The 24,461-nt window shown below is 69.5% G+C and carries 23 protein-coding genes; 14 read left to right on the top strand and 9 right to left on the bottom strand.

All coding sequences use genetic code 11. From position 1 onward, the window contains the following. Positions 1–146: 146 nt before the first annotated feature. On the bottom strand, positions 147–779 hold the full coding sequence (gene aztA, locus BV907_RS17595) for a zinc ABC transporter ATP-binding protein AztA (RefSeq protein ID WP_077491052.1): 633 nt from the start codon (positions 777–779) through the stop codon (positions 147–149). A 63-nt stretch (positions 780–842) separates the two neighbouring features. Between aztA and aztB the strand changes: the two genes are divergently transcribed. The 6 genes from aztB to BV907_RS17565 all read left to right on the top strand — a co-directional run bounded on the left by aztB (position 843) and on the right by BV907_RS17565 (position 6,909). Beyond that, positions 843–1,754 carry a zinc ABC transporter permease AztB gene (gene aztB / locus BV907_RS17590; RefSeq protein WP_077491050.1) on the top strand — a complete coding sequence of 304 codons (912 nt, stop codon included), beginning with the start codon at positions 843–845 and terminating at the stop codon, positions 1,752–1,754. Then, a complete protein-coding gene (locus tag BV907_RS17585; RefSeq protein WP_245828064.1) occupies positions 1,747–2,961 on the top strand; it encodes a hypothetical protein in 1,215 nt (404 codons plus the stop codon). The genes aztB and BV907_RS17585 overlap by 8 nt, the downstream gene beginning before the upstream one ends. A 35-nt stretch (positions 2,962–2,996) precedes the next feature. Beyond that, positions 2,997–3,884, top strand: a complete 888-nt coding sequence (aztC, locus tag BV907_RS17580; RefSeq protein ID WP_077491051.1) for a zinc ABC transporter substrate-binding protein AztC — start codon at positions 2,997–2,999, stop codon at positions 3,882–3,884. Between the two features lie 208 nt (positions 3,885–4,092). After that, a complete protein-coding gene (gene aztD / locus BV907_RS17575; RefSeq protein ID WP_245828063.1) occupies positions 4,093–5,160 on the top strand; it encodes a zinc metallochaperone AztD in 1,068 nt (355 codons plus the stop codon). A gap of 265 nt (positions 5,161–5,425) precedes the next feature. After that, a complete protein-coding gene (locus BV907_RS17570) occupies positions 5,426–6,436 on the top strand; it encodes an oxygenase MpaB family protein (RefSeq protein ID WP_077491045.1) in 1,011 nt (336 codons plus the stop codon). 179 nt (positions 6,437–6,615) lie between these two features. Next, entirely contained in the window at positions 6,616–6,909 is a 294-nt protein-coding gene (locus BV907_RS17565; protein ID WP_077491044.1) for a DUF503 domain-containing protein, read from the top strand. Positions 6,910–7,020: 111 nt separating this feature from the next. On the opposite strand, the gene BV907_RS17560 is transcribed toward BV907_RS17565, so the two are convergent. Continuing rightward, positions 7,021–7,479: a hypothetical protein gene (locus BV907_RS17560; protein WP_139346862.1), complete on the bottom strand. Its 459-nt coding sequence runs from the start codon at positions 7,477–7,479 to the stop codon at positions 7,021–7,023. Positions 7,480–7,568: 89 nt separating this feature from the next. Continuing rightward, the gene (locus BV907_RS17555; RefSeq protein ID WP_077491042.1) at positions 7,569–8,033 is read right to left on the bottom strand and encodes an iron chaperone; all 465 of its coding nucleotides are present in this window, start codon (positions 8,031–8,033) and stop codon (positions 7,569–7,571) included. A 228-nt stretch (positions 8,034–8,261) separates the two neighbouring features. On the opposite strand from BV907_RS17555, the gene BV907_RS17550 reads away from it, so the two are divergent. Together BV907_RS17550 and BV907_RS17545 are read left to right on the top strand one after the other, a co-directional pair. Continuing rightward, positions 8,262–11,405: an alpha-amylase family glycosyl hydrolase gene (locus BV907_RS17550; RefSeq protein WP_077491041.1), complete on the top strand. Its 3,144-nt coding sequence runs from the start codon at positions 8,262–8,264 to the stop codon at positions 11,403–11,405. Between the two features lie 26 nt (positions 11,406–11,431). After that, positions 11,432–12,445 (top strand): zinc-dependent alcohol dehydrogenase family protein, encoded by a 1,014-nt coding sequence (locus BV907_RS17545; RefSeq protein ID WP_077491040.1) that lies wholly within the window; start codon positions 11,432–11,434, stop codon positions 12,443–12,445. Positions 12,446–12,519: 74 nt separating this feature from the next. Here the strand turns inward: BV907_RS17545 and purL are convergent, their stop codons facing one another. The 3 genes from purL to purS are packed head-to-tail and all read right to left on the bottom strand — an operon-like array spanning position 12,520 to position 15,904. Continuing rightward, a complete protein-coding gene (gene purL, locus BV907_RS17540; RefSeq protein ID WP_077491039.1) occupies positions 12,520–14,835 on the bottom strand; it encodes a phosphoribosylformylglycinamidine synthase subunit PurL in 2,316 nt (771 codons plus the stop codon). Further along, a complete protein-coding gene (gene purQ / locus BV907_RS17535) occupies positions 14,832–15,599 on the bottom strand; it encodes a phosphoribosylformylglycinamidine synthase subunit PurQ (protein WP_077491038.1) in 768 nt (255 codons plus the stop codon). Before purQ ends, purL begins: the two co-directional genes overlap by 4 nt. Before the next feature lie 2 nt (positions 15,600–15,601). Beyond that, positions 15,602–15,904 carry a phosphoribosylformylglycinamidine synthase subunit PurS gene (purS, locus tag BV907_RS17530; protein WP_077491037.1) on the bottom strand — a complete coding sequence of 101 codons (303 nt, stop codon included), beginning with the start codon at positions 15,902–15,904 and terminating at the stop codon, positions 15,602–15,604. 76 nt (positions 15,905–15,980) lie between these two features. On the opposite strand from purS, the gene BV907_RS17525 reads away from it, so the two are divergent. The 4 genes from BV907_RS17525 (at position 15,981) to BV907_RS17510 (ending at position 20,168) form a co-directional block, all read left to right on the top strand. Continuing rightward, positions 15,981–16,424, top strand: a complete 444-nt coding sequence (locus BV907_RS17525; RefSeq protein ID WP_217697961.1) for a YchJ family protein — start codon at positions 15,981–15,983, stop codon at positions 16,422–16,424. Positions 16,425–16,536: 112 nt separating this feature from the next. Further along, a complete protein-coding gene (locus BV907_RS17520) occupies positions 16,537–16,830 on the top strand; it encodes a DUF1540 domain-containing protein (RefSeq protein ID WP_077491036.1) in 294 nt (97 codons plus the stop codon). 651 nt (positions 16,831–17,481) lie between these two features. Then, the gene (locus tag BV907_RS17515; protein ID WP_077491035.1) at positions 17,482–19,668 is read left to right on the top strand and encodes a hypothetical protein; all 2,187 of its coding nucleotides are present in this window, start codon (positions 17,482–17,484) and stop codon (positions 19,666–19,668) included. Positions 19,669–19,670: 2 nt separating this feature from the next. Next, the gene (locus tag BV907_RS17510) at positions 19,671–20,168 is read left to right on the top strand and encodes a hypothetical protein (RefSeq protein WP_077491034.1); all 498 of its coding nucleotides are present in this window, start codon (positions 19,671–19,673) and stop codon (positions 20,166–20,168) included. Positions 20,169–20,195: 27 nt separating this feature from the next. On the opposite strand, the gene BV907_RS17505 is transcribed toward BV907_RS17510, so the two are convergent. After that, on the bottom strand, positions 20,196–21,134 hold the full coding sequence (locus BV907_RS17505) for a 3-methyladenine DNA glycosylase (RefSeq protein ID WP_077491033.1): 939 nt from the start codon (positions 21,132–21,134) through the stop codon (positions 20,196–20,198). Between the two features lie 93 nt (positions 21,135–21,227). On the opposite strand from BV907_RS17505, the gene BV907_RS17500 reads away from it, so the two are divergent. Beyond that, positions 21,228–22,883, top strand: a complete 1,656-nt coding sequence (locus tag BV907_RS17500; protein ID WP_077491032.1) for an alkaline phosphatase D family protein — start codon at positions 21,228–21,230, stop codon at positions 22,881–22,883. A gap of 71 nt (positions 22,884–22,954) precedes the next feature. Here the strand turns inward: BV907_RS17500 and BV907_RS17495 are convergent, their stop codons facing one another. Both BV907_RS17495 and BV907_RS17490 read right to left on the bottom strand, forming a co-directional pair. Beyond that, complete coding sequence (locus tag BV907_RS17495; protein ID WP_077491031.1) at positions 22,955–23,461, bottom strand: SSI family serine proteinase inhibitor; 507 nt, start codon at positions 23,459–23,461, stop codon at positions 22,955–22,957. Positions 23,462–23,599: 138 nt separating this feature from the next. Continuing rightward, complete coding sequence (locus BV907_RS17490; protein ID WP_077491030.1) at positions 23,600–24,061, bottom strand: MarR family winged helix-turn-helix transcriptional regulator; 462 nt, start codon at positions 24,059–24,061, stop codon at positions 23,600–23,602. An 89-nt stretch (positions 24,062–24,150) separates the two neighbouring features. On the opposite strand from BV907_RS17490, the gene BV907_RS17485 reads away from it, so the two are divergent. Further along, positions 24,151–24,375 (top strand): hypothetical protein, encoded by a 225-nt coding sequence (locus BV907_RS17485; RefSeq protein ID WP_077491029.1) that lies wholly within the window; start codon positions 24,151–24,153, stop codon positions 24,373–24,375. Positions 24,376–24,461: the final 86 nt, after the last annotated feature.

The following is a 24,461-nucleotide window of genomic DNA, read 5'->3' as shown; positions in this document are numbered from 1 at the left end:
GCGAGGTCCTGACCAACCCGCAGGAGTCCCGCACCCAGTCCTTCCTCGAGAAGGTGCTCTGAGCGGACTCGAAGCCGGTCGGACTCATCCTCCGCGTCACCCGAGGGTCTGAGCCTGGTCTTGCGCCAGGCTCAGGCCCTCGGGCGCTATGCGCGTGTGTCCGAGACGACGAGTCCTCGCTCAAGCGTGAGGACGCGGGCCGCACGGCTGATGTCCCGAGGGTCATGGCTTGCCTCAAGGACAGTCACGCCACGCCGCAGTTCTTCGTCGACAGCTGTGCGAATGAGTTCCTGCGCGGCCAGGTCGACGCCTGCTGTGGGCTCATCCAGGATGAGTATCTCGGCGTCCTGCGCCAGTCCTTGCGCGATGAGCGACCGCTGGCGCTGGCCTCCAGACAGGTCGTTGAGCTGACGTTCCGCGAGGTCCTCGATCCCCATTCGCTCCATGGCTGCCGAAATGGCCCGGTGGTCCGCGGCCCGCAGGGGCCACAGGCTGCGCCGGCGCTCCCATCTGCCCATCTCCACGGCCTGGCGCACCGTGCAGGGCATGGTCTCCGAGGTCCTCGTATGCTGGATGACGAATGCCGGGCGTCCGCCCGTGAGCGTGGCGACCCGTCCCGTCGTGGGACGGAGCACGCCAGCCGCGAGGGCCAGAAGTGTCGACTTCCCCGAGCCGTTGCTTCCCGTGACCACGGTGTGCGTTCCACGCCTGAAGGTCAGTGAGATGTCCTGCACGACCTGGGTGTCGTGATAAGCGAAGCCAACCTGGCTGAAGGTCATGCGTGGCACTGGTTCCCCGTCGGATTGTAAACAGTAATCATTCTCATTGTAGGCTCTGCGGTGATGGAATGGTTACTTGATCCCTTGAACGCGTCCTTCGTCCAGCGTGCCCTGCTGGGCGGGAGCCTTGTCGCCGTGTTCTGCGCCGTCGTCGGAACGTGGGTCGTCGTGCGCGGCATGGCCTTCCTCGGCGACGCGATGGCGCACGGACTCCTGCCCGGCATCGCCATAGCCTCGCTGCTCGGCGGGAACCTCATCATCGGCGCGGCCCTCAGTGCTGCGGCGACGGCGGCAGGCGTTTCGGCGATCACCCGGAACCGACGAGTCTCTCAGGACACGGCTATCGGCCTGCTGTTCGTTGCCATGCTGTCCCTCGGGGTGATCCTGGTGTCCGCGGCAGGCTCCTTCGCCGTGGACCTCGCGAGCACCTTGTTCGGCGATGTCCTTGCGGTCCGTACGGAAGATATCGCAGTGTTAGCCATCGTCGGCGTTGTTGTCCTGGTCACCGCTGCGCTCTTCCACCGGGCCTTTGCGGCGGCAGCGTTCAACCAGCAGAAGGCGGCGAGCCTCGGGCTGCGGCCCCGCCTCAGCCATTTCGTGCTGCTGTGCCTCATCACGCTCGCTGTTGCGGCCTCATTCCAAGTGGTAGGAACACTCCTGGTGTTCGGGCTCCTCATCGCTCCGCCCGCGGCTGCGCTCCTCTGGGCGAAGTCCATCCGGGCCGTCATGTTCCTCGGCTCCCTGATCGGCGTCGCCAGTGTGGTCGCAGGCCTCTGGGTCTCGTGGTACGCCTCGACGGCGGCCGGGGCCACCATCTCCTTCATCGCCGCCCTGTTCTACTTCGGCTCCGCCTGTGCCCGCTCCCTCCGTCGGAACCCTCAGCCGGCGCTGCCCGCCTCAGCGCCCCAACCCGGCCAGCACCTCTCCTTGAACCCAGAAACGGAATCGGTCCCCAGTGCCTCGCACCATGCCTAAACTCGCCACACTTCTTCTCGGCCTGCCCCTGCTGATGACCGCATGCGCCGCTCCAGGCGGAGCAGGCGATGCCGGCGCGGCGTCGCCGTCGGCCATTCCCCATGGGTACATCGCGGGTGCGCAGGAGCAGCCCGAACCACAGATCGGTCTGCTGACCGTGGACCAGAAATCAGGGACATCGCACCTTCTATCGCTCCTGACAGAAGCCACCGTCGACACCGGTGCGTTCGGCCGAGTCGACGCTGTCGAGCAGGAGGGCCGCTACGCCTTCGTCACCGCGGAAGGCCTGGTGCACGTGCTGGACACTGGCGCCTGGACCGTCGACCACGGAGACCACAAGCACTACTACAGTGCCGAGCCGGGGTCCGTGGGCACCATCTCTGTGCCCGGCGCGGGAGCCGTCGCGGGTGACGGGATGTCGGTGGCGGTGTTCTCCACCTCCGAGGGCTACGCATCGGTCTACCGCCACGAGGACCTGGACGCGGGAATCGTCGCCGAGAAGGCCCGCACCACCAGCACGCCGCATCAGGGAAGGGTGATCCCGTACGGGGACCATTTCATCGTGAGCATCGCCGGTCAGGACGGGACTGCTCCCATGGGCATCGAGGTCCGCGACGCCGACAACCAGGTCGTCCTGCCGCAGCAGAGCTGCCCGGGGCTGTCGGCCCACACCTGGACACGCGTCGGCGTGGTGCTCTCCTGCGCGGACGGTGCCCTCCTCGTCAGGGAGAACGACGGCGCGTTCGCGGCTGAGAAGATCCCCTACCCCGCGGAAGCCGCAGGCCTGCCTCCCGTGACGAAGCTCGAGCACCGGCCGGGTTCCAACGAGCTGGCGGCTCCGGCCGGCGAGAAGGGCATCTGGCATCTCAACGTCTCCAAGAAGACATGGACGCTCCTCGCGACCCCGGTGCCGGTCGTGGCCGCCTCTGCGGTCGGCGACGGCAAACGTGTGCTCGCGCTCGGCGTCGACGGCTCCCTCATGAGCGTCGATCCGGCCAAGGGGACGTTGTCCGCCCGCGCCCAGCTGCTCGAACCGCTGCCGCCGACCCGGGACACCATGCCCCAGATCCGCATCGACTCGTCGCGCGCGTACCTGAGCGACCCGGGCCGCTCGCGGGCCCTCGAGATTGACTACAAGGCCGATCTGCGCGTCGCCAGGACCTTCGACCTTCCGGCCAGCGACATCATGCTGGAGGTCGGGCTGTGAAACGACGCGCAGCAGTGAAGCTCATCGGGGCTGCCATGATACTGGGGGTTGCGCTGAGCGGCTGCTCGGCGCTGGCGGCGGACCGGCCCACTGTGGTCGTCACGACCAACATCCTCGGTGACGTCACCCGCAACCTCGTGGGGGACCAGGCTGAGGTGATCGTGCTCATGGAGTCCGGCGCGGACCCGCATTCGTTCGGCATCTCGGCCCAGCAGGCGGCGAAACTCGAGAACGCCGACCTCATCATCCACAACGGGGCAGGGCTCGAAGAGGGCGTGCTCCACCATGTCGAGGCGGCGGCAGCAGAAGGCGTGCCGATTCTCGCGGCGATGGACGCCTTCGAGCCGGTCAAGTTCACCTATGACGACGACGGGGAGGGCAAGGCCGCGGACGATCCCCACTTCTGGACGGACCCCTCCCGCATGGTGCGCGCCGCCGAGGCCATCGCCGAGGGCATCGTCCGCCATGTGAAGGGCGCCGACGCTGAGGCGGTGCACCTCAACGCGGCCCGCTATGTCGGGGAGGTGAAGGAGCTGGAGTCCTGGATGGAGGACAGCTTCGCGACCATCGAGCCGGGCAAGCGCAAGCTCATTACCAACCACCACGTCTTTGGCTACCTCGCGCAGCGGTTCGGCTTCGATGTCATCGGCGCGGTCATCCCCAGCGGGACGACCCTCGCATCGCCCAGTTCCTCCGATCTCGACGAGCTCACCGCCCAGATCCAGACGGCGGGGGTCGTGGCGATCTTCGCAGACTCCTCCCAGCCCGAGCGGCTGGCCAAGGTGCTGGCCGAGGAAGCCGGGCAGGACATCGCCGTCGTCCCGCTCTTCACCGAATCGTTGGGAGCCGCCGGCTCCGGCGCCGAAACCTACCTCGGCATGATGCGCTCCAACACCGAGCGCATCACCTCAGCGCTGTCCTGAACGGCGCGCACTCCACTGTCACTCGCCCACTCACCCACGGAGGTTCCATCCATGCCTAGCCGCACTGCGCCACTGCGCGTGCTTGCCGCACTCGCCGTCACGGGCCTTGCCCTGACTGGTTGTGGCAGCAATTCCAACTCCGCCGCCAGCGGTACGGGCCCCGCCAGCTCGGCGAGTGCCGCCACTGTGGACATGGCGGTCCCCCCGCGTGGCCATCGCGTATGACGGCGGAGTGAAGGTCCTCGACGGCGAGTCGCTCGAGGAACTTGCAGACTTCCCGCTGGACGGCTTCAACCGACTGAATCCGGCCGGGGACGGACGCCACGTGATGATCTCCACGGCCGAGGGCTTCAAGGTGCTTGACACCGGGGCGTGGACTTACGGCGGAAAGCACTATCAGCAGGAGCCGGCGATGACGGACATCCTCTTCCCTGCCGTCAAGCCGGGACACGTCGTCCGCCACGACGGCAAGACCGTCCTCTTCAGCGACGGCACGGGCGAGGTGACCATCTTCGCATCGGACGACCTCGCCCAGGGACAGCCCGAGACCGAGACCTACAAGACCGCGGAGCCCCACCACGGCGTCGCCATCCAACTCTCCAACGGCGAACTGATCGTCACGATCGGCAGCGAGAAGAAGCGGACCGGGATTGCTGTTCTCGACAAGGATCGTCAGGAGACCGCCAGGAACGAGGACTGCCCCGGCGTGCACGGCGAAGCGACCGCAGCAGGAGAGGCCGTCATCATCGGATGCCAGGACGGCGTCCTGGTCTACTCCAACGGTGAGATCACGAAGCTCAACAGCGCCACTGAGTACGGCCGCATCGGCAACCAGGCCGGCTCCGAGGAATCCGTGATCGCCCTGGGCGACTACAAGCAGGATCCCGACGCCGAACTCGAGCGCCCTGAGCAGGTTTCCCTCATCAACACCCAGACCAAGGCACTCACTCTCGTGAATCTCGGCGCGAGCTACAGCTTCCGCTCCCTGGCCCGAGGACCGCACGGCGAGGGGCTGGTACTCGGAACGGACGGCTCCCTGCACGTCATCGATCCGGAGTCGGCCACGGTGAGCAACTCCATCCCCGTCGTGGGGGCCTGGGAGGAACCGCTCGAGTGGCAGCAGCCGCGGCCCACGGTCTTCGTCGAAGGCCACATCGCGTTCATCACCGAGCCCGCCACCAACACGATCCACGCCGTGGACATCGAATCCGGTGAGATCACCCGTACGGCGTCCCTGACCGCGACGCCCAACGAGCTGACGGCCGTCACGGGCTGAGCGGAGCCGGCAGCGGCATCGCAACGCAGTCTCCTCCGGGGCTGTCCGGCACCGCCGGACAGCCCCGGAGTCTTTTCAACCCTCTCCCGTAGTGGGGTGCCCCAGATGACGATCCGGCCGCAGTGGACATCCGCGGCAAGTACGGCGTCCAGGCACTGGGCGTCCAGCCGAACGCTGGAGGGCAGCATGACTGCAGCACCCCTGGAGCTCGTCGCCGGCGCGGCACAGCCGCGATGCCGCCGCGGGCACGGCGTACGCTGGAAATGTGCGGACACGCACACAGCCCAGCCCACCCGTCGAACGCCTCATCGCTCCCCTGCGGCGCCGCCTCCTGCTCACCTTCTCCGGCCAGTCGGAGGGCGTTCCCTCGTGGCAGCTCGCCCTCGAGGAGGGCGACGACGCCGGCTACTTCGGCCCCGGCTCCGCCGTGTGGGCCGTGCACGGGGGCATGTCCCCGATCGTCGGGGGCATCCGCGCGCTCCTGACGCAGGCCCTCCACCCCGGCGTCCTCGCGGGCGTCGTCGAACACTCGGACTACCGCACCGACCCGGTCGCCCGGCTCGCCGGCACGATCCGCTGGATCTTCACGGTCACCTACGGGGACACTGCCGCCGCCGCGCGGGCCTGTGCCTGGGTGCGCCGGCGGCACCGCCCCGTCAGGGGGACCTACACGGACGCCGCCGGGGTCACCCGCGCCTACTCGGCGAATGATCCCGAGCTCGAGGCCTGGGTGCACCTCGCCTTCACCGACGCGTTCCTGCGCACCTATGAGGCCCTCGAGGGCCCCGTGCCCGGAGGCGCGGACCGCTACGTGGCCGAGTGGGCCCGCGGGGGCAGGCTCATGGGGGTCAGGACTCCGCCCCTCACGGAGCGGGACCTCGCGGAGCGGCTCGCGGCGTACGACGACGCCGGGCAGCTGGGCGGCGGCCCGCGCCTCGACGAGGTGGTCGCGTTCCTCCGGCGGCCCCCGCTCGATCCCCTCCTGCGTCCCGGCTACCGGCTCCTCTTTGCCGCCGCCATCGGCACGATGCCGCAGCGGTACCTGGATCTCCTCGGGCTCGAGCGCCCGAGCGTGGGCCCGGTACCGCTCCCAACCGCGGTCGCCGCGAAGGCGACGCTCGCCGTCGTCGCACGCGCCTTGGACCCGATGCCGCCGAGCGAGGCCGCCGCGCGCCGGCGGCTCGCGCGGCTCGGGCTGGGCGGCCAGGAACCCGGCGGCGGGGAGCCCGGAGAACAGGAGCCCGGCCGCGGGGAGCCGGACGGCGGGGAAGGATAGCAGCGAGCTCAGTGCTGCGAGGCTTGAGGTGCCCCGGGATCGGGGAGGGGGCAGAGGATGCCTTTCACGCTAGGCGGGCGCATTCATGCCTGTCCAAGATCACTTCTGCAATAAGTGATGCCCTCCCGGTATCGCCGCGGCGGACCGCCCCACGCCGGTTCCCGGCTACCCTGCGATGCATGTGGATCGCGTGGATCGAGTTCGACCTCCTGCTCGGGGACGTACACTCGCTCAAGGAGAAGCGCTCCGTCGTGCGCCCGCTTGTGGCGGAGCTGCGGCGCCGCTATGACGTCTCGGCCGCCGAGGTCGGGGAGATGGACCTGTACCGCAGGGCCAGGGTCGGGGCGGGGCTCGTGAGCGCGGACCGCGCCCACGCCGTCGAGGTGCTCGACGCCGTCGAGCGGTTCGTCGCGGGCCGGCCGGAGCTCGAACTGCTCAGCGTGCGACGGCGGGAGGCGCACAGCGAGGACTGACCCCGCAAGCTAGGGACGTGACCCCGCAAGCTAGGGACGTGACCCCGCAAGCTAGGGACGTGACCCCGCATCTTCTCTTCCGATGCGGGGTCACCTTCCAACGATGCGGGGTCAGCCCACGAACATGAGCACGATGTGCAGCAGGCTCAGGCCCAGGCCCGTGAACGCCGTTGCGGGGTAGCGCGCCGCCCGCGCGCGGGCCCGGGCGAGGCCGCCCCAGCCGGCGAGGACGGCGACCGCGAGCGGAGCAGCGGCGAGCACCGGACCGATGTAGGGGACGAGCCCGAGCATGAGGGCGAACAGGCCGAAGCCGAGCGAGACGCCGCCGAGGACCGTCGCGAGGCGCGAGGCGGGCTTCCGGGCGCGCTGCGGCCGGGGGGTGCGGCGGCCGGCGTCGAACGACGGCGCGGGGCCGGGACGCGGGACGAGCTCGCCGCCGCGCCGGCCCTCCGCCAGCACGCCGTCGGGATCGGGGGAACGCGGCACACTGCCTGGACGGACACCGTCCGGCCAGTAGGCGCTCGGGTCCCGGTACGGATTCCGCCGCGGTGGGTCTCCGGGAGTGCTCACGCTTCGATTATCGCCGCTGCGGACCCCGGGGGCTGTCAGGGTTGTCCCTGACCCCGCCCTGAACGGGGCCGTCCCTGCCCGCCAGCGCGTCAGCTCACCGCCTTCGTCACGAGCTCGGTGATCCTCGCCTCGACCTCGTCGTTCAGCTCCGTCAGAGCGTACGACGTCGGCCACATCGCGCCGTCGTCGAGGTTCGCCTCCTCGCTGAACCCGAGCGTCGCGTACGGCGTCTTGAACTTCTTCCGCTCCTGGAAGAAGCACACGACCTTGCCGGCCCGGGCGTAGGCCGGCATCCCATACCAGAGCTTCGGGGCCAGGCCCGGCGCAGCGGCGGCGACGATCGCGTGCAGGCGCTCGGCCATCCCGCGGTCGGGCTCATCCATCGCAGCGATCTTCGCGAGCACGTCCGCCGCCTCGGCCGCCGCCTTGTCTGCGGCACCCGCACGGGCCTTGGCCTTCTTCATCTCCGTGGCGTGTTCCTTCATCGCCGCGCGCTCCTCGGCGTTGAATGCGGACGACGCCGGCCCGGTCGACTCGGACTTCTGGGTCGCCATGGGAGGCTACCGCCTTTCCCGGATGCGGATGAGGTTCACGGCCGGGTCGCGGAAGCTGGCATGAATGGTGATGTCCATGTCCGTCACGCTACTCGCGCCCAGAGCGGCCGCGCTTCTCGATTCCTGATCGGTCTGCTGTCATTCCGGTCGCGTCCATGACAGGCCTTGTCAGCCCGTGTGACGTCGTCCATAGTGGGCGGCGGCGCACCACGTCCCCAGGAGGTCTCGATGACGCACCGCCGCTTGCATCCCACCCACCCCCTCACCCGCCGCTCGGCCGCCTCGGCGGTGGCCGCCGTCGTCCTCGCCGCCGGCATGCTCACGGCGGGCGTCGCGCCCGCTACCGCCGTCCCGCCGCCGGCGCCGCCCGGGCCGGTCGACGCGTCGGGCGCCGAGCACTCACTGCGCATGGACGCGGGGACGGAGAACTACTACTTCGTCATGGCGGACCGGTTCGCGAACGGCAACCCGGCGAATGACACAGGCGGGCTGCCAGCGGACCGCATGGTCTCGGGCTTCGACCCCGCGTCGCGGGGCTTCTACCATGGCGGCGACCTTCAGGGGCTGCTCGGCAAACTCGACTACATCCAGGGCCTCGGCACGACAGCGATCTGGCTCACGCCGAGCTTCAAGAACAAGGCCGTCCAGACCGAGGACGGCAGCGCCGGCTACCACGGCTACTGGATCACGGATTTCACCCAGATCGACCCGCACCTCGGCACCAACCAGGACCTCGCGGACCTCATCGCCGCCGCCCATGATCGCGGGATGAAGGTCTACTTCGACATCATCACGAACCACACCGCGGACGTGGTCGGCTTCGAGGAGGGCTCCCGGCCCGGGTACCGCAACAAGACGGCGTTCCCGTACAGGGACGCCGCGGGCAACGCGTTCGACGACGCCGCTGTCGCCGGCTCGAGCGCGTTCCCGGACATGGATCCGGCGACCTCGTTCCCCTACCAACCCGTACTCGAGGGCGGCGAGGAGAACCTCAAGGTCCCGGCGTGGCTCAACGACGTCACGCTCTACCACAACCGCGGCGACTCGACCTTCGCGGGAGAGAGCGCGTACTACGGCGACTTCGTGGGCCTCGACGACCTCTTCACGGAGAACCCGCGCGTGGTGGACGGCATGATCGAGATCTACAAGACGTGGATCGGCGACTTCGGCGTCGACGGGTTCCGGATCGACACGATGAAGCACGTCAACGACGAGTTCTGGCAGACGTTCGGCCCCGAGGTGCTCGACTACGCGCGCTCGGTGGGCAAGGAGGACTTCTTCATGTTCGGCGAGGTCTTCGACATCTCGCGGGACGTCACCTCGAAGTACACGACCTCCAACTCGATGCAGGCGGTGCTGGACTTCCCGTTCCAGCAGGCGGCGCGCTCCTACGCCTCGGCGTCGACACCGGCGACAACTCTCCAGAAGCTCTTCCTCGGCGACGACTGGTACACGGACGCCGACTCGAACGTCTACCAGCTGCCCACGTTCCTCGGGAACCACGACATGGGCCGCATCGGCTCCTTCATTGCCGCGGACAACCCGGGCGCGCCCGACGGCGAGAAGGTCACCCGCGACCGGCTGGCCCACGAGCTCATGTACTTCTCGCGCGGCAATCCGGTGGTGTACTACGGCGACGAGCAGGGCTTCACGGGAACGGGGGGCGACCAGCTCGCTCGGCAGGACATGTTCGCCTCCACCACACCCGAATACCTCGCCGACGACCTCCTGGGGACGGAGGCGACGCACGCTCAGGACAGCTACGCCGCGTCCCACCCGATCTACACGTCCCTGGCAGAGCTCTCGCAGGTCGTCAAGGACCATCCCGTCCTGCGCACGGGCGCCCATCAGGACCGCTTCGCGGAGACGACTGCGGGCGTCTACGCGTTCTCGAGGATCGACGCCGCGTCCCAGCGCGAGTACGTCGTCGCCGTGAACAACACGGGCCAGGCGCGCAGTGCGGCCGTCCCGACGTACATCGCCCAGCGGCCCTTCGAGAAGGTCTACGGCGGGGACGGCGCGGCGGAGCGGCTCAAGAGCGCCACGGACCGGTCGCTGGCCGTCACCGTGCCGGCGTTCTCCGCCGTCGTCTATGCCTCCCAGGGCCGGATCCCCGACTCCGAGGCAGCGCCCGTCCCGGTGCTCGGCGAGCCCGTCGCGAAGGGCGCCGACAACACCCGGCTCAACGTCGTCGCCGACCTGCCGACCGACTCGTTCTACGAGGTCACGTTCCAGGCCCACACGCCGGGCGGTGCCTGGGAGAACATCGGCACCGACGACACCTACCCGTACCAGGTGTTCCACGCGACCAAGGGCATGACCCCCGGCTCGACTGTCGAGTACCGGGCCGTGGCCCTGGACAACGCCGGCCACACCGCCGCCTCGGCGACCGTGACCGGCGTCGTGCCCGAGCCCGTCGATCCGAACGCCCCGAAGGGACCCGCGCGGCAGCCGCTCTCCGTGGCCATCGCCGGTAACTTCCAGAGCGAGGCCGGCTGCGCCGGCGACTGGGACCCCGCGTGCGAGGCCACGATGGCGGCCTACGACCCTGTGGCGCAGGAGTGGCGGCTCACGCTCGATCTCCCTGCCGGGAGCTGGGAGTTCAAGGCCGCGCTCAACGGCTCGTGGGCGGAGAACTACGGCGACGGCGGCGCGCCCAACGGGCCGAACATCGCGCTGACGGGGCATCCGGGCGGGCCGGTCACCTTCACCTACCGGCACGACACGCACCTGACGCTCACGACGACGCCGTCCGCCCAGCCGGGCGCCGTGTCGGTCCCGGGGACGCTCAACACCGAGATGGGCTGCGCGGAAGACTGGAGGCCCGAGTGCCCCCAGGCGCAGCTCGGGTATGACGCTGCGCAGGGCGTCTGGCGCGGGACTTTCAACCTCCCGGCTGGCTCCTATGCGGCGAAGGCGGCGCTCAACGGCACCTGGGACGTCAACTATGGCGAGGGTGGGGTGCTCAACGGGCCGAACATCCCGGTGGAGAACCATCCGGGTGGCCCCCTCACGTTCAGCTACAACGAGGCCACGCACCTGCTCTCGTTCGGCTGGCCCGTGGCGCAGCCAGACTCGGTGAACTTCCCGGGGACGTACCAGTCGGAGGCCGGATGCCCCGGGGACTGGGACGTGGAGTGTGCGGCCACCGCCGCCACGTGGGACGCGCGCGCCCAGGCGTGGATCCTGCGGCTCGACGTGCTCACGGCGGGCGAATACTCGTTCAAGGTCGCGCTCAACGGGTCCTGGGACGTCAATTACGGGGAGAACGGGGTGGCCAACGGGCCCAACATCGAGCTGTCGCACGACGGCGGGCCCCTCGCCCTCCGCTACGATCACTCGACGCACCTGGTGACTGCCGTCCAGCTCTAGACCCGGTCCGGGGGAACAATGGCATCATGCGCGCATGGTGGGTGGACGTGCCGGGCCCCGCAGGAGGTGAGGTCGGGCCGCTGACCTTCGGCCGGCGACCCGACCCCGTGCCCGGCCCCGGCGAGATCCTCGTCAGAGTCTCGGTGTGCGGCGTGTGCCGGACGGACCTGCACCTCGCCGAGGGGGATCTGGCGCCGAGGCGCCACGGCATCATCCCGGGGCACGAGGTGGTCGGCACCGTCGTGGGTGCTGGCCCCGACGCCGGGCGCTTCATGCCGGGGGAGCGGGTCGGCATCGCCTGGCTGAGGGGCACGTGCGGCGAGTGCCGCTTCTGCCGCTCGGGGCGGGAGAACCTGTGCGTGGCACCCCGGTTCACGGGGTGGGACGACGACGGCGGGTATGCGGAGCTCGCCGTCGTGCCCGAGGCGTTCGCGTACCGGATCCCGGAGGCGTTCGGCGACCGGGAGGCGGCGCCGCTGCTGTGCGCGGGGATCATTGGCTACCGCGCGCTCCGAAGGGCGGAGGTCCCCGGCGGCGGGCGGCTTGGCATCTACGGCTTCGGCGGGAGCGCCCACATCACCGCCCAGCTGGCGGTGCATCTGGGGGCGACGGTGTACGTCATGACGCGGTCGCCCGAGGCCAGGCGTCTGGCCCTCGAGCTCGGCGCCGCGTGGGTGGGGGACGCCGACGACGGGCCGCCAGAGAAGCTTGACGCGGCGATCCTGTTCGCGCCCGTCGGCGCCCTCGTCCCGCCCGCTCTGCGCGCCCTGGACCGCGGAGGGACCCTCGCGGTGGCCGGGATCCACCTCAGCGACATCCCGCCCCTGAACTACCAGGAGCACCTCTTCCAGGAGCGGCAGCTGCGCAGCGTCACGGCGAACACCCGTGCCGACGGCGAGGAGTTCCTCCGGCTCGCCGCGCAGATCCCCGTCCGCACGACGACCGTCCCCTACGCCTTCGAGGACGCTGGCCGGGCGCTCGCGGACCTCGCCGCGGACCGGATCACGGGCGCGGCCGTCCTGGAGATCGGGACCGGCTGACAAGCGCCAGGACCCCGCGTGCCGGCCTGCGGGCCGGAACGCGGGGTCCTCCGGGGGAATTCCTCGCCGAGACGTCAGCCGAAGTACTTCGGCAGGGTCGCCTCGTGCGCCTCGCGCAGCGTCTCGAGGGGGAGCTCGAACTGGCCCTGGACGTCGAGGGAGGTCGCGAGGACGTCCACGACGCCGAGGCGGATCACCGGGTAGTTTCGCGCCGTGGCCATGTCGTTGAAGCGGACCTCCTCCGAGCGCGGCACCGCGACGACGGCTCGGCCCTGCGACTCGGAGAAGAGCGCCGTGAAGACGTCGACGCCATCGCGCTCGCACAGCTCGTCGAGCGAGACCCGCGCGCCCACGCCGAAGCGCAGCGCCATCTCGGACAGGGCCGCGGCGAGGCCGCCCTCGGAGAGGTCGTGCGCGGCGTCGACCATGCCGTCGCGGGAGGCGTTGACGAGGATTGCGCCGAGCGTCTTCTCCGCCTCGAGGTCGAGCTTCGGCGGGAGGCCGCCGAGGTGGCCGCGCAGGTTCGCGAACTCCGAGCCGTCCAGCTCGTCGCGCGTCGTGCCGAGCAGGTAGATCGCCTGCCCGTCGGCGTCCTTCCGCCAGCCCGACGGCGTGCGGCGGGCGACGTCGTCGAACTTGCCGAGCACGCCCACGACCGGGGTGGGGTGGATCGCCGTCGTGCCCGTCTGGTTGTAGAGCGAGACGTTGCCGCCGGTCACGGGGATGCCGAGGGTCTGGCACGCGTCGGCGAGGCCGCGCACGGCCTCGGCGAACTGCCACATGACCTCGGGGTCCTCGGGGGAGCCGAAGTTGAGGCAGTCGGTCACGGCCATCGGCACGGCGCCGGAGGTGGCGACGTTGCGGTAGGACTCGGCCAGGGCGAGCTGGGCGCCCGTGTACGGGTCGAGGTAGGCGTAGCGGCCGTTCGCGTCCGTCGAGATGCCGACGCCGAGCCCGGTCTCCTCGTCGACGCGGATCACGCCCGCGTCGTCGGGGGCCGACAGGGCGGTGTTGCCGCCCACGTAGTTGTCGTACTGGCGCGTGACCCACGACTTGTCGCACATGTTCGGGCTCGCCATGAGCGTCAGCACGGCGGCCTTGAGCTCCTCGCCTGAGGACGGGAGCGACGCGCCGGCCGCGGAGGAGCGGAACGTGTCCGCCTGGACACCGTCGAGCCACTCGGGGCGGTGGTAGGGCCGGTGGTAGACCGGGCCCTCGTGCGCCACGGTGCGGGGGTCGACGTCGACGATCGTCTCGCCGTCCCACGTGATGATCAGCCGGCCCGTGTCCGTGACCTCGCCGAGCCACGAGTGCTCGACGGCCCACTTCTCCATGACCTTCTCGAACGCCTCGACGTTCTCGGGCCGCACGATCGCCATCATGCGCTCCTGCGACTCGGACATGAGGATCTCGCCCGGGGTCAGGGTCGGGTCGCGCAGCAGGACCGAGGTCAGCTCGACCTGCATGCCGCCCTCGCCGTTGGACGCGAGCTCGGAGGTCGCGCACGAGATGCCGGCCGCGCCGAGGTCCTGGATGCCCTCGACGAGGGAGGCCTTGAACAGCTCGAGGCAGCACTCGATGAGCACCTTCTCCGCGAACGGGTCGCCGACCTGGACCGCGGGGCGCTTGGAGGGCTTCGTGTCGTCGAAAGACTCCGAGGCCAGCACCGAGGCGCCGCCGATCCCGTCCCCGCCCGTGCGGGCGCCGAAGAGGACGACCTTGTTGCCCACGCCCGAGGCGTTCGCGAGGCGCAGGTCCTCGTGGCGCAGGACGCCGACGGCGAGCGCGTTCACGAGCGGGTTGGCCTGGTACACCGAGTCGAACACGACCTCGCCGCCGATGTTCGGCAGGCCGAGCGAGTTGCCGTAGCCGCCGATGCCGTGCACGATGCCGTGCACGAGGCGGGCCGTGTCCGGGTGGTCGATGGCGCCGAAGCGCAGCGGGTCCATGACGGCGACGGGGCGGGCGCCCATCGAGATGATGTCGCGGACGATCCCGCCGATGCCTGTCGCGGCGCCCTGGTAGGGCTCGACGAAGGACGGGTGGTTGTGAGACTCGACCTTGAAGGTCACGGCCCAGCCGTCGCCGAGGTCGGTGACGCCGGCGTTCTCGCCGATGCCGACCATCATGTCCTTCTTCATCTCCTCCGTGAGCTTCTCGCCGAACTGGCGGAGGTGCACCTTGGAGGACTTGTACGAGCAGTGCTCGCTCCACATGACCGAGTACATCGCGAGCTCGGCGGCGGTGGGCCGGCGACCGAGGAGCTTGACGATCTCCTCGAACTCGTTCTCCTTGAGGCCGAGCTCGGCCCAGGGGAGATCGGTCTCCGGGGTCTGCCCGGCGTGCTCGACCGTGTCGATGTTGAACTTGCGTGCGGACTGAGTGGTCACTTGGCCCCTCCCACGAGCTGGTTGAGGACGGACGTGAAGAACCCGAGGCCGTCCGTCGAGTAGGCGCCGGTGTCGCCGTCGAGCGGGGCGAAGCCGGGCTCGACCGCGTGCTCGGGGTGCGGCATGAGGCCGACGACGTTGCCCGCCGCGTTCGTGATGCCCGCGATTCCGCGGCGCGAGCCGTTCGGGTTCCAGCCCACGTAGCGGAACGCGACGCGGCCCTCGCCCTCGAGCTCGTCGAGCGTCTTCTCGTCCGCGACGTACTGGCCGTCCTGGTTCTTCAGCACGACCGTGATCTCCTGGCCGGCCTCGAACTGGTTGGTCCAGGCGGTCTCGGCGTTCTCGACGCGCAGCACCTGGTCCCGGCAGATGAACTTGAGGTGGTCATTCTTGACCATCGAGCCGGGGAGGAGGTGGCTCTCGGTGAGGATCTGGAAGCCGTTGCAGATGCCGAGCACCGGCAGCTTCGCGTCCGACTTCGCCGCATCGACGATCTTGGACATGAGCGGGGCGAAGCGCGCGATCGCGCCGGCGCGCAGGTAGTCGCCGTAGGAGAAGCCGCCCGGGAGGACGACGGCGTCGACGTCGCCCAGGGTCTCGTCGGCGTGCCACAGCGCCACCGGGGTCCCGCCCGCGAGGCGGACGGCGCGGGCGGCGTCACGGTCGTCGAGGGTGCCGGGGAAGGTCACGACGCCGATGCGGGCACCGGAGAGCGGCGCCTCCTCTTTCGTGCCGAGGTCGGCGATCAGGGGAGTCTCGCTCATGCTCAGGCCTCGGCACCCGCGGCTGCGGCGCCGGCGGCTGCGGTGTCCTCGGCGTCTTCTGCGAGCACCTCGACGTTCACGACGTCCTCGATGACCGGGTTGGAGAGCATCGTCGTCGCGGCGTTGCGGGCCTGCTCGAGGACCTCGTCCGTAACAGGGCCCTCGACGGTCAGCTCGAAGCGCTTGCCCTGGCGCACGCCGCTGAACGCGGTGAAGCCGAGCCGCGGCAGCGCACCCACGATCGCCTTCCCCTGGGGGTCGAGAATCTCGGGTTTGGGCATGACATCGACAACGATCCGCGGCATCGAAACGGGCTCCTGTGCTTGGGGGTGGTTGGGCAAGCACTGGGCTTGCATCCCGATTCTACCGGAGGCGTTTACCATGGCCCGCATGCGCCCAGGAAGCCCCGACCCCGACACCCGCTGCCCGTGCGGCACCGGCGACACCTACGGAGCGTGCTGCGGCCGCTTCCACGCGGGCCTCCAGGCGGGCGGCGCTGCGGCCCCGACGGCCGAGGCGCTCATGCGCTCGCGCTACAGCGCCTACGCGATCGGCGGCCCGGACCTCGCCGACTACCTCCTCGCGACGTGGCACCCGGCCACGAGGCCGGCGGCGCTCGACCTCGACGGCTCGACGCGGTGGCGACGCCTCGACGTCGTGCGCACGACGGCGGGCGGCCCCTTCGACGCGCACGGAACCGTGGACTTCGCGGCCCACTACACCGACGTTCCCGGCGGGACGCGGGGCGTGCTCCGCGAGCATTCGCGGTTCGTGCGCGAGGAGGGGCGCTGGTACTACGTCGACGGGGACGTCGAGGCGGACTAGCCACGTGGATCGGCCGGGAAAGCGCACCCAAAACGTGCGCTAATCCGGCGGTTCTTTCCGGTCCGCACGGGGGTAGATTCCTGACAACGCCCACTGGCTGAGGAGGAACACCATGACCATGCACGTCACCGAAGTTTCCGGCTGCAGTGTCGACGCCTGCGCCTTCAACCATGAGCACGAATGCAACGCCTACGCCATCACCGTCGCGGGCGGCCAGGACCACGCGAGCTGCGGGACGTTCATCGACACGTCCTCGCTCGGCGGCCTGCCCAAGGTCCTCGCGCATGTGGGCGCGTGCCAGCGCGGCGAGTGCGTCCACAACGACCACCTCATGTGCAATGCGCATGACGTGAGGATCGGTCCCGGCGCGGACGCCGCCGACTGCCTCACCTACGAGCACCAGTAGTCCGAACGGTCCTGGAGCAGGTCAAGGGAGGACAGGGAGGCAGAGGCGGCGCAGCGCATGGACACGGGGACACCGCGGCAGGACTAGGCCTCGGCTGCCGACGGTCCCGCTCCCAGAGGCCTGCTATACAACTACAGATGCCATCGAAGGGGCGCACCGCGATCGGTGCGCCCCTTCGCCATGCCCCGAGAACCACCATGCGGGGTCACCTCTCAACGATGCGGGGTCACGTCCCTGCGTTGCGGGGTCATCTTCCAAGGACGCGGGGGGGCGGATTCGAGGGCCGTTGCAGCGCGGTTGGTTAGACAAAAAGCGACCAACTCCCCAAGATTCAGGACATCCCGCCGTTTGGCCCTCGACACCGCCCGGCAGTGTCCGTCATGGTCAGAAGGAGAGCACTCGAGTGTCCTGTATCAGATGACGTCTTGCCGCTCAGAAACGTTGGCGTGGGGGCCACGATATGAACGAAAACCAGGTCGAGGGCATTACCGCGGATGAGATCCGTGAGATGTGGGAGCGAAAGCGTCGGCAGATTCCCACCCGGTCGATTCCATCAGCCACCCCGCCAGCCGCCGGTAGATTTCTCGCCAAGGTCGGGATGTCCATGGAGACTTCCTTGGGACGACCTCGAGTCTCAACACGAGTGGCCTCATGAAACCGACGACCAGCCCCAGCGGCATTCTCGCGACCTGGAGACGGCCGCTGCCACACAAGCTCTTGCCGATCATCGTGACGTTGCTGGCAGTGCTGCTCACTGGGTTCGCAGCTCCACCGGCCCGAGCGTCGCTTGTGACGAACACGCCGACCCTGGCTCCCCCGGCCCAGATGGCGCTCGCGACTGACGAACCGGATAGAAAGCCGGAGTTCAAGCTCACGAAGGTTCGCGTGGCCGATCCCATGCACATCCCGATTCTCATGTACCGTCACCGACACACCATGCTCCAGGAGGATGTCAGCTGGTGGCGCAACGTCGCGGCCTTCGACTTCTACCCTTCCAAAGGGGTGCGTCTCATCATCGTCGCACCGAGCATCCCAAAGAAGGGCACCAAGACCGCGATCATCGATGTGTACCGGGAGAACGAAGCGACCGGCGAGTGGACGCTGGTAGACCTAAATGGCGAACCGATCATAGTGAACGGGCAGGCGGCCGACTGGCGGAACACCTTGGAACCGAGCCTGATCTGGGACTTGAGCGCCGAGCCCGATCTGACACCGCCGGATGGGTCCAATTTCGGGCTGCACTCGGAGCCGGTCGCATCCCTCGCCCTGGAGCGCAACGCCAATGGGGCGAACGAGACCACCAAGAAGGGATTCTCTGAGCGGATCACCTGCCCCGAGTGCAGTCCTGAACTGGAGAATGAAACCTGGTCTTGGGACGGGGACATGGTTATCCCAGTGGTTCAAGGCTGGTTCCCCGAGCTTGACGACATGAAGTTCGTTACCGACCAGCCGAGTCCGGGGCAGAACCAGAACGAGCTTCAATCCGGGTACAAGGACTGGGTGGACGCCGGCAAGCCCACCGGAACGGACGCGGCAGCGAAGGTCGCCAAGCAACAGGGCGTGGTGACCCCAGGCAGCCCCGGCCCCGAGGGGGCAGTCGGTGAGGCACTTGCCGGCCCCTGCCCGGAGGGGGCGGTCGGCAAGGGGCTGGCCGTCCCCTGCGGTGATGCCCCGGCTGGGGGCACCGATCCTGGCGGCATCGACTTCTCCACCCTGGACCTGCGCTACCTCTCTGAGGGCAGTGACGGGCAGCTGGCCTACGCCTTCGCTGCCGAACCGGGCAACGGCTCGGCTTCCCGCCTTGTCGACGGGCAGACAGCCGTGGTGCAGAGCGCGGACGCCTTCTTCGTCTGGCTCAGCCTGCCCGAGTCGACGTTCTGGGTGAACCTGAACCCGAACGAGCCCGACAGGATCGTCGACGCCAAGCTCGGCACGACCGATGTAGGCCGGATCCTGCTCGAGGCCGACCTCCAGATGAAGAGGGACTCCGCGCGGCTGATCCACCCGGACAGCGAGACGGGCAGGCTGTACTGGGGCGAGGCGGGCGAGGCCGCGGGGTGCACCGACCTGCGGCAGTGGATCGTGCCGAAGCCAGCGACCGTGTATGAGCAGGACGGTGGCCTGTACATCGTCGATGCACCGCTCGAGGTGAAGATGGAGGCCGACTTTCTCCGCAAGCAGGGCCAGCCCACGAAGTGCACCTCCCCCGACGCGGGCATGACCCAGATTCACCGCACCCTGGTACTTCCGAAGGTGGAGGAAGCGGTCAACCAGGCGCCGGAATATGCAGAACTGCGCCGGGTCTACCTGAGCCGAGTCGCCGCAGAGTGGTACCGGCAACGCCACAGCCATGACGGCGCGCTGTCCAGCCTGATCAACACCGGCAATGTCTCGGCCTGGCCGGCGCTGAAGCGATGGTCCCCGCGTCAGGTGTTCGACCAGTACGTGGAGTCATACCAGAAGGGGGAGTTCAACATCACCCGTCGCGAGACTCGAGAGGACGGCTGGTTCCGCGATATCACGTACTGGGCCGGTGGAGTCGACTTCAGCAAGGTGGAGTTCAACAAGGTCACACAGACGGCATTCGAGCAGCAGCACCCTGGCCTGACCAACGCGGTGCAGAGGTCGATCCAGCAGCGGGCCACCGATCAGCAGGGTAAGGTCTGGCTCGGATCAACGAGCCGCCCCGTGCCGGTGTTCGACGCCAGCGCCCCGCTTCCGCCGACCTCGAACCCATGGTTCTACCCGCTCATGGCTCTGCCGCTTGCCATCTGGCTCGTGGTCGGGATTCTGCTGCTGCGCCGCCGCCGTGGCCAACTCGTCCGCGTCGAGGGGTGACCATGACGACCACAGGGGCGTTACCGACGCCAATCACCGTCTTCGCCTCGAGTTACCTGCTCGTCGGCGTGGCTGTGCTGACCTTGATCAGCGCGACCGGCTCGATCTTTGCCATGCCCGAGTTCAGCTACCATAGCCAGCGCTTGGACGGTGAAGGGGCAAGCGCTGCAACGCTGCTCGCTCTCATACTGTTCACCCTTCTCGCGAGCGTCTTCACGACACTCTGTCTGCTGCTCGCCTACCTCAATGGACGAGGTAGCGCCACGGGCCGAGTGCTGACCTGGGTGCTCGGCGGCCTAGCCATGTGCTTCAACATCGCGCTGCTCACGGTCGAGGTGTACGAGGCTGTGTCGTGGTACCGGGATCTGATCAGGATCGTGGCCCTCATGACACTGCTGTTCACCCTGGGGGGCATCACCTTGCTTGCGCTGCCCAGATCTCATGAATACTTCCGTGCAGCACGCGTCCGTGCTGCACAAGCGGCAGGACGAGGACACTGAGGGCGTGGTGCCCAATGAGTCGATCGCTCAGGCGAGGGCCGCCTCGAGGGGCGCGAGCGCCGTCGTCAGCCGCTGCCGCAGCACGGCGGCCTCGGCCGCGAAGCCGCGCTGGGCCTCGACGTACTCGGCCTTGCCGGAGGCGGTCTCGATCGGGATGGGCGCGTAGCCCCAGTCCGAAAGGTCGTAGGGGGAGGCCTGCATGTCCATGGTCCGCACGCGCCAGGCCAGCTCGAAGCAGTCCATGAGCAGCTCGCTCGGGACGGCGGGCCCGAGCTTGTACGCCCACTTGTACAGGTCCATGTTGGCGTGCAGGCAGCCGGGCTGCTCGAGCTCGCGCTGGGTCGCGCGGGTGGGCTGGAGCTCGTTGCGGGGCGCCGCGTCCGGGGTGTAGAAGCGGAAGGCATCGAAGTGGGTGCAGCGGATCCGGTGCTCCTCGACGACGCGGTCCGTCCCCTCCGCGCCGAGCCGCAGCGGCAGGTACTCGTGCCGGATCCCGAACTTCTCCGAGCGGTACACCATCGCCCACTCGTGCAGCCCGAAGCAGCCGAACTGCGCCGGCCGGGAGGCCGTCCCGCGCAGGATGACGGAGCAGAAGCGGATCGTCTCCTCACGCCCGGCCGCGTAGCCGGGCACGTCGAGCACGACGGCGGGCGCGCCGTCCGGGATCCCCGCCGCCGCCCGCTCGGCGTCGGTCAGCGGGCGGTAGTGCTTCCAGCCCAGGCGCTCGACGGCGTCGTGCCCCACGAGCGCGACCCCCGCGCCCGGGTGCCAGCGCGCGAGCTGGCCCGGCTTGTGCGTGTAGTACGTGTAGAGGAAGTCCTCGACGGGGTGCTTCTTGCCAGCGTTGCGCCGCGCCACGAACGGCTCGGCGAAGGCCGCGACCCGCTCCGCGTGCGCCCGGGCGCGCGGGAGCCACTCGTCCTTGGCGAGGACGACGGCGGGCGGCGCGAGAGCGGGGGAGGGCACCCATCGATTATCCCCGAAGGCGGCACGGTGGCGCCGGGCTGAATTCACCCCGGCGTCACTGGCCCGTCAGCTCGGCCCGCGACAGTCGGGGACATGACTGACATCTCACGTCGTTCCCTCGTCCTCGGAGCCCTCGCGACCGGCGCCGCCGGTGCCCTGACCGCCGCCGCCGCGGGCCCGGCGTCGGCCGCAATGCCCGTGCCGGCCCAGGCCGGAGCGGTGCCGCTCGTGCGGAGCCGCCTCACCCTCCCCTCGGGCATCCAGACCGGCGACGTCACGACCGACTCGGCCGTGCTGTGGTCGCGCGCCTCGGGCCCGGGCCGACTCGTCGCGATGCTCCGCGCAGTCGACGCGGAGGGCGCAGTCCTCCGCGGAAAGGGAGCGTTCGAACGCACGCTGCGCGGCTCGTGGGCCAGCGCCGACACCGACTTCACGGCCAAGATCGCGGCCGACCAGCTCCCCTCGGGGACGCGCTTCCAGCTCGCGCTCCAGTTCGAGGACGAGGAGGGCAACCTCGGCGAGGCCGCCTACGGCTCCTTCACGACGCCGGCCGGGCACGACGCCCCGGGCCGCACCGCCGCGCTCGGCAACGAGGTCCTGCGCGGGCAGAGCTTTGTGTGGACCGGCGACACGGCCGGCCAGGGCTGGGGGATCAACGAGGAGATCGGCGGGATGTTCGCCTACGCCGCGATGCACGCCACGCGGCCGGACTTCTTCGTCCACTCGGGCGACACGGTCTACGCCGACGGCCCCATCCAGGCCACGGTCGCGGAGCCGGACGGACAGATGTGGCGCAACCTCGTCACCCCCGAGGTCGCCAAGGTGGCCGAGACACTCGACGAGTTCCGCGGCCGGCACCGCTACAACCTCATGGACCGCAACGTCCGGGCCATGTACGCCGAGGTCCCCGTGATCGCGCAGTGGGACGACCACGAGACGCACAACAACTGGTGGCACGGGGAGGTCATCGAGGACCCGCGCTACACCGTCCGCAGCGTCGACACCCTGGCGGCGCGCGGCCGCCAGGCCTGGCAGGAGTATCAGCCGATCGCGGACCGCCGCGCCATGGCCCGCGGGACGACGGGCTTCGAGCCCGCGCGCATCTACCGGCACATCCCGCGCGGGCCGCAGCTGGACCTGTTCGCGCTTGACATGCGCTCGTCGAAGGGCGAGAACACCGCGGGTCTTGAGCCGACGGCGACCCCGCTCCTCGGCGAGGAGCAGGTCCAGTGGCTCGTCCGCGAGGTCACGCGCTCTAAGGCGACGTGGAAGGTCATCCTCGCGGACCTCCCGCTCGGCATCATCGTCCCCGACGGCGCCGCGCAGGAGGCCATCGCAAACCGGAACGACGGCGCGCCGCTGGGCCGCGAACTTGAGCTCGCCCGCGTGCTCAAGGCCTTCAAGGACGCCGGCGTGAAGAACATCGTGTGGCTCACCGCGGACGTGCACTACTGCGCCGCGCACCACTACTCGCCCGAGCGGGCGGCGTTCCGCGAGTTCGACCCGTTCTGGGAGTTCGTGGCCGGGCCGGTCAACGCGGGATCCTTCGGACCCAACGCGATGGACCTGACGTTCGGCCCCGAGGTGGTCTTCGCCAAGGCGGGCGTTCGGGCCAACCAGTCCCCGCGCGACGGCAAGAGCCAGTTCTTCGGGCACGTCGAGATCGACGGCGGCGACACCTTCACCGTGAGCCTGCGCAACGCGCTCGGCGAGACCGTCTTCTCGAAGGTCCTCACGCCCGAGAGGTGACCCACATTGCGCGGGACATGACCCCTCAACTGGCCCCCTGGTTGAGGGGTGATGTCCCCTTGAACGCGGGGTCAGACGGCTCCGCTCGGCGGGCCGATCAGGGCTTGGGCCGCGCTCCAGTCGGCGATCTCGCAGCCGTCGGTGCGGCTGAAGCGCCGGTCCACCGGGGCGCCGTCCAGCGTCCCCGTGACCGTGGCGACGTCCGGGCCGCCGTACTGCTGCGTGCAGAGCCGGTTCTGCGCCGGCGGGTCGAGCACATCACGCCTCGCGTCGAGGAGCGCGCACGCCGCCGCGGCGCTCGGATGAGTGCTGCCTGGCAGCGGCGCGGCACCGGAGCACTGCAACGTCCAGCGCTGCTCGGGCTCACCTGGTGCGCTGACGACGACGACCTCGAGATCCGCCGTCGGCGCACCCTGCGTGCCGCTCGGCTGCCCCGACGTGGACGGCGTGGAACTGGAGGGGCTTGGCGTCGACGGCGTGGGGTTGCTGGGACCGGGGGTCGAGGGGCCGAGGGCGCAGGCCGTCAGCAGACCGAGGAGCGCTGTGGCAAGCATCAGTGCGCGGGCATGGAGTTGCATCGTTTCCTCCTGGCCGATCAGACGGGCACATCCTCCACTCTAGGAGGTGACCCCGCAACGCGGGGAGGTGACCCCGCAACGCGGGGAGGTGACCCCGCAACGCAGGGAGGTGACCCCGCAACGTGCGGGAGGCGAGGGCTACGGCAGGGAGTCCGCCGTGCGGCTGGCCTGGGCCGCGGCGATGAGCCGCATCATCGACCCGTGCAGTTCCTCGGCCTCCTCGCGGGTGATGCCGAGCCGCGACATCATCGTCTCGGGCACCACGAGCGCCTGCTGCCGCAGGGCCGCGCCGCGCGGGGTGAGCGCGACGTCGAGTGCCCTCCCGTTGCCGGGCTGTCGCGTACGGGTCACGAGCCCGGCGTCCTCGAGCCGCTTGAGCAGCGGCGTGACCGTGGCGGGCTCGAGGAGGAGGGCCTCGCTGATCTCGCGCACGGTCCGCGGGCTGTGCTCCCACAGCGCGAGCATGACAAGGTACTGGGGGTGCGTGAGCCCGAGCTTCTCGAGGACGGGGCGGTACGCGCCCACCACGCTGCGGCTCGCGACACTCAATGCGAAGCAGAGCTGCCTCTCGAGCAGGAGGTCCTCGTCCTCGGCGGCCACGGCATCCTTCCTATGATTAGTGCACTAATCATCAGGGTACTATTGGTCCTGCGACAGTTGTCGATTCGCGCCGAGGAAAGGACCTGCCAATGCCGGGGGAGAGCTTCACCCACAAGTTCATGAACGCGACGGGGAAGCTCCGCGCGATCTTCGGCCCGGCGCACCGCAGCTCCACGACGCACGAGATGACCGAGGCCAACCGCGAACTCCTCGCGCAGCGCGAGGCGGAGACCCAGCAGTGGGTCACGATGACGCGCCCGGACGGCAGCACCTACGTCGTGCCCAAGGATCCGGGCGACCAGTCCCTGCGCTGACCGGCAGCAGGCCCCCCGCTCAGGGCCGATCCGGCCCTGAGATCCGCGCCACCTCCGGGCGTACAATGGCGCGTACCGGAAGGGGG

This window comes from Sinomonas mesophila (assembly GCF_001999765.1).
GTDB classification, from domain to species: Bacteria; Actinomycetota; Actinomycetes; order Actinomycetales; family Micrococcaceae; genus Sinomonas; species Sinomonas mesophila.
Note: the sequence above shows the minus strand (reverse complement) of the source record. Positions and strands in the feature narration are given on the sequence as shown.

Bases quoted from the DNA above. Each gene is read 5' to 3' on its own strand.
- aztA (WP_077491052.1), bottom strand. From the start codon at position 779: ATGACCTTCAGCCAGGTTGGCTTCGCTTATCACGACACCCAGGTCGTG.
- aztB (WP_077491050.1), top strand. From the start codon at position 843: ATGGAATGGTTACTTGATCCCTTGAACGCGTCCTTCGTCCAGCGTGCC.
- BV907_RS17585 (WP_245828064.1), top strand. From the start codon at position 1,747: ATGCCTAAACTCGCCACACTTCTTCTCGGCCTGCCCCTGCTGATGACC.
- aztC (WP_077491051.1), top strand. From the start codon at position 2,997: ATGATACTGGGGGTTGCGCTGAGCGGCTGCTCGGCGCTGGCGGCGGAC.
- BV907_RS17565 (WP_077491044.1), top strand. From the start codon at position 6,616: ATGTGGATCGCGTGGATCGAGTTCGACCTCCTGCTCGGGGACGTACAC.
- BV907_RS17555 (WP_077491042.1), bottom strand. From the start codon at position 8,033: ATGGCGACCCAGAAGTCCGAGTCGACCGGGCCGGCGTCGTCCGCATTC.
- BV907_RS17550 (WP_077491041.1), top strand. From the start codon at position 8,262: ATGACGCACCGCCGCTTGCATCCCACCCACCCCCTCACCCGCCGCTCG.
- BV907_RS17545 (WP_077491040.1), top strand. From the start codon at position 11,432: ATGCGCGCATGGTGGGTGGACGTGCCGGGCCCCGCAGGAGGTGAGGTC.
- purQ (WP_077491038.1), bottom strand. From the start codon at position 15,599: ATGAGCGAGACTCCCCTGATCGCCGACCTCGGCACGAAAGAGGAGGCG.
- purS (WP_077491037.1), bottom strand. From the start codon at position 15,904: ATGCCGCGGATCGTTGTCGATGTCATGCCCAAACCCGAGATTCTCGAC.
- BV907_RS17525 (WP_217697961.1), top strand. From the start codon at position 15,981: ATGGCCCGCATGCGCCCAGGAAGCCCCGACCCCGACACCCGCTGCCCG.
- BV907_RS17520 (WP_077491036.1), top strand. From the start codon at position 16,537: ATGACCATGCACGTCACCGAAGTTTCCGGCTGCAGTGTCGACGCCTGC.
- BV907_RS17515 (WP_077491035.1), top strand. From the start codon at position 17,482: ATGAAACCGACGACCAGCCCCAGCGGCATTCTCGCGACCTGGAGACGG.
- BV907_RS17510 (WP_077491034.1), top strand. From the start codon at position 19,671: ATGACGACCACAGGGGCGTTACCGACGCCAATCACCGTCTTCGCCTCG.
- BV907_RS17500 (WP_077491032.1), top strand. From the start codon at position 21,228: ATGACTGACATCTCACGTCGTTCCCTCGTCCTCGGAGCCCTCGCGACC.
- BV907_RS17495 (WP_077491031.1), bottom strand. From the start codon at position 23,461: ATGCAACTCCATGCCCGCGCACTGATGCTTGCCACAGCGCTCCTCGGT.
- BV907_RS17485 (WP_077491029.1), top strand. From the start codon at position 24,151: ATGCCGGGGGAGAGCTTCACCCACAAGTTCATGAACGCGACGGGGAAG.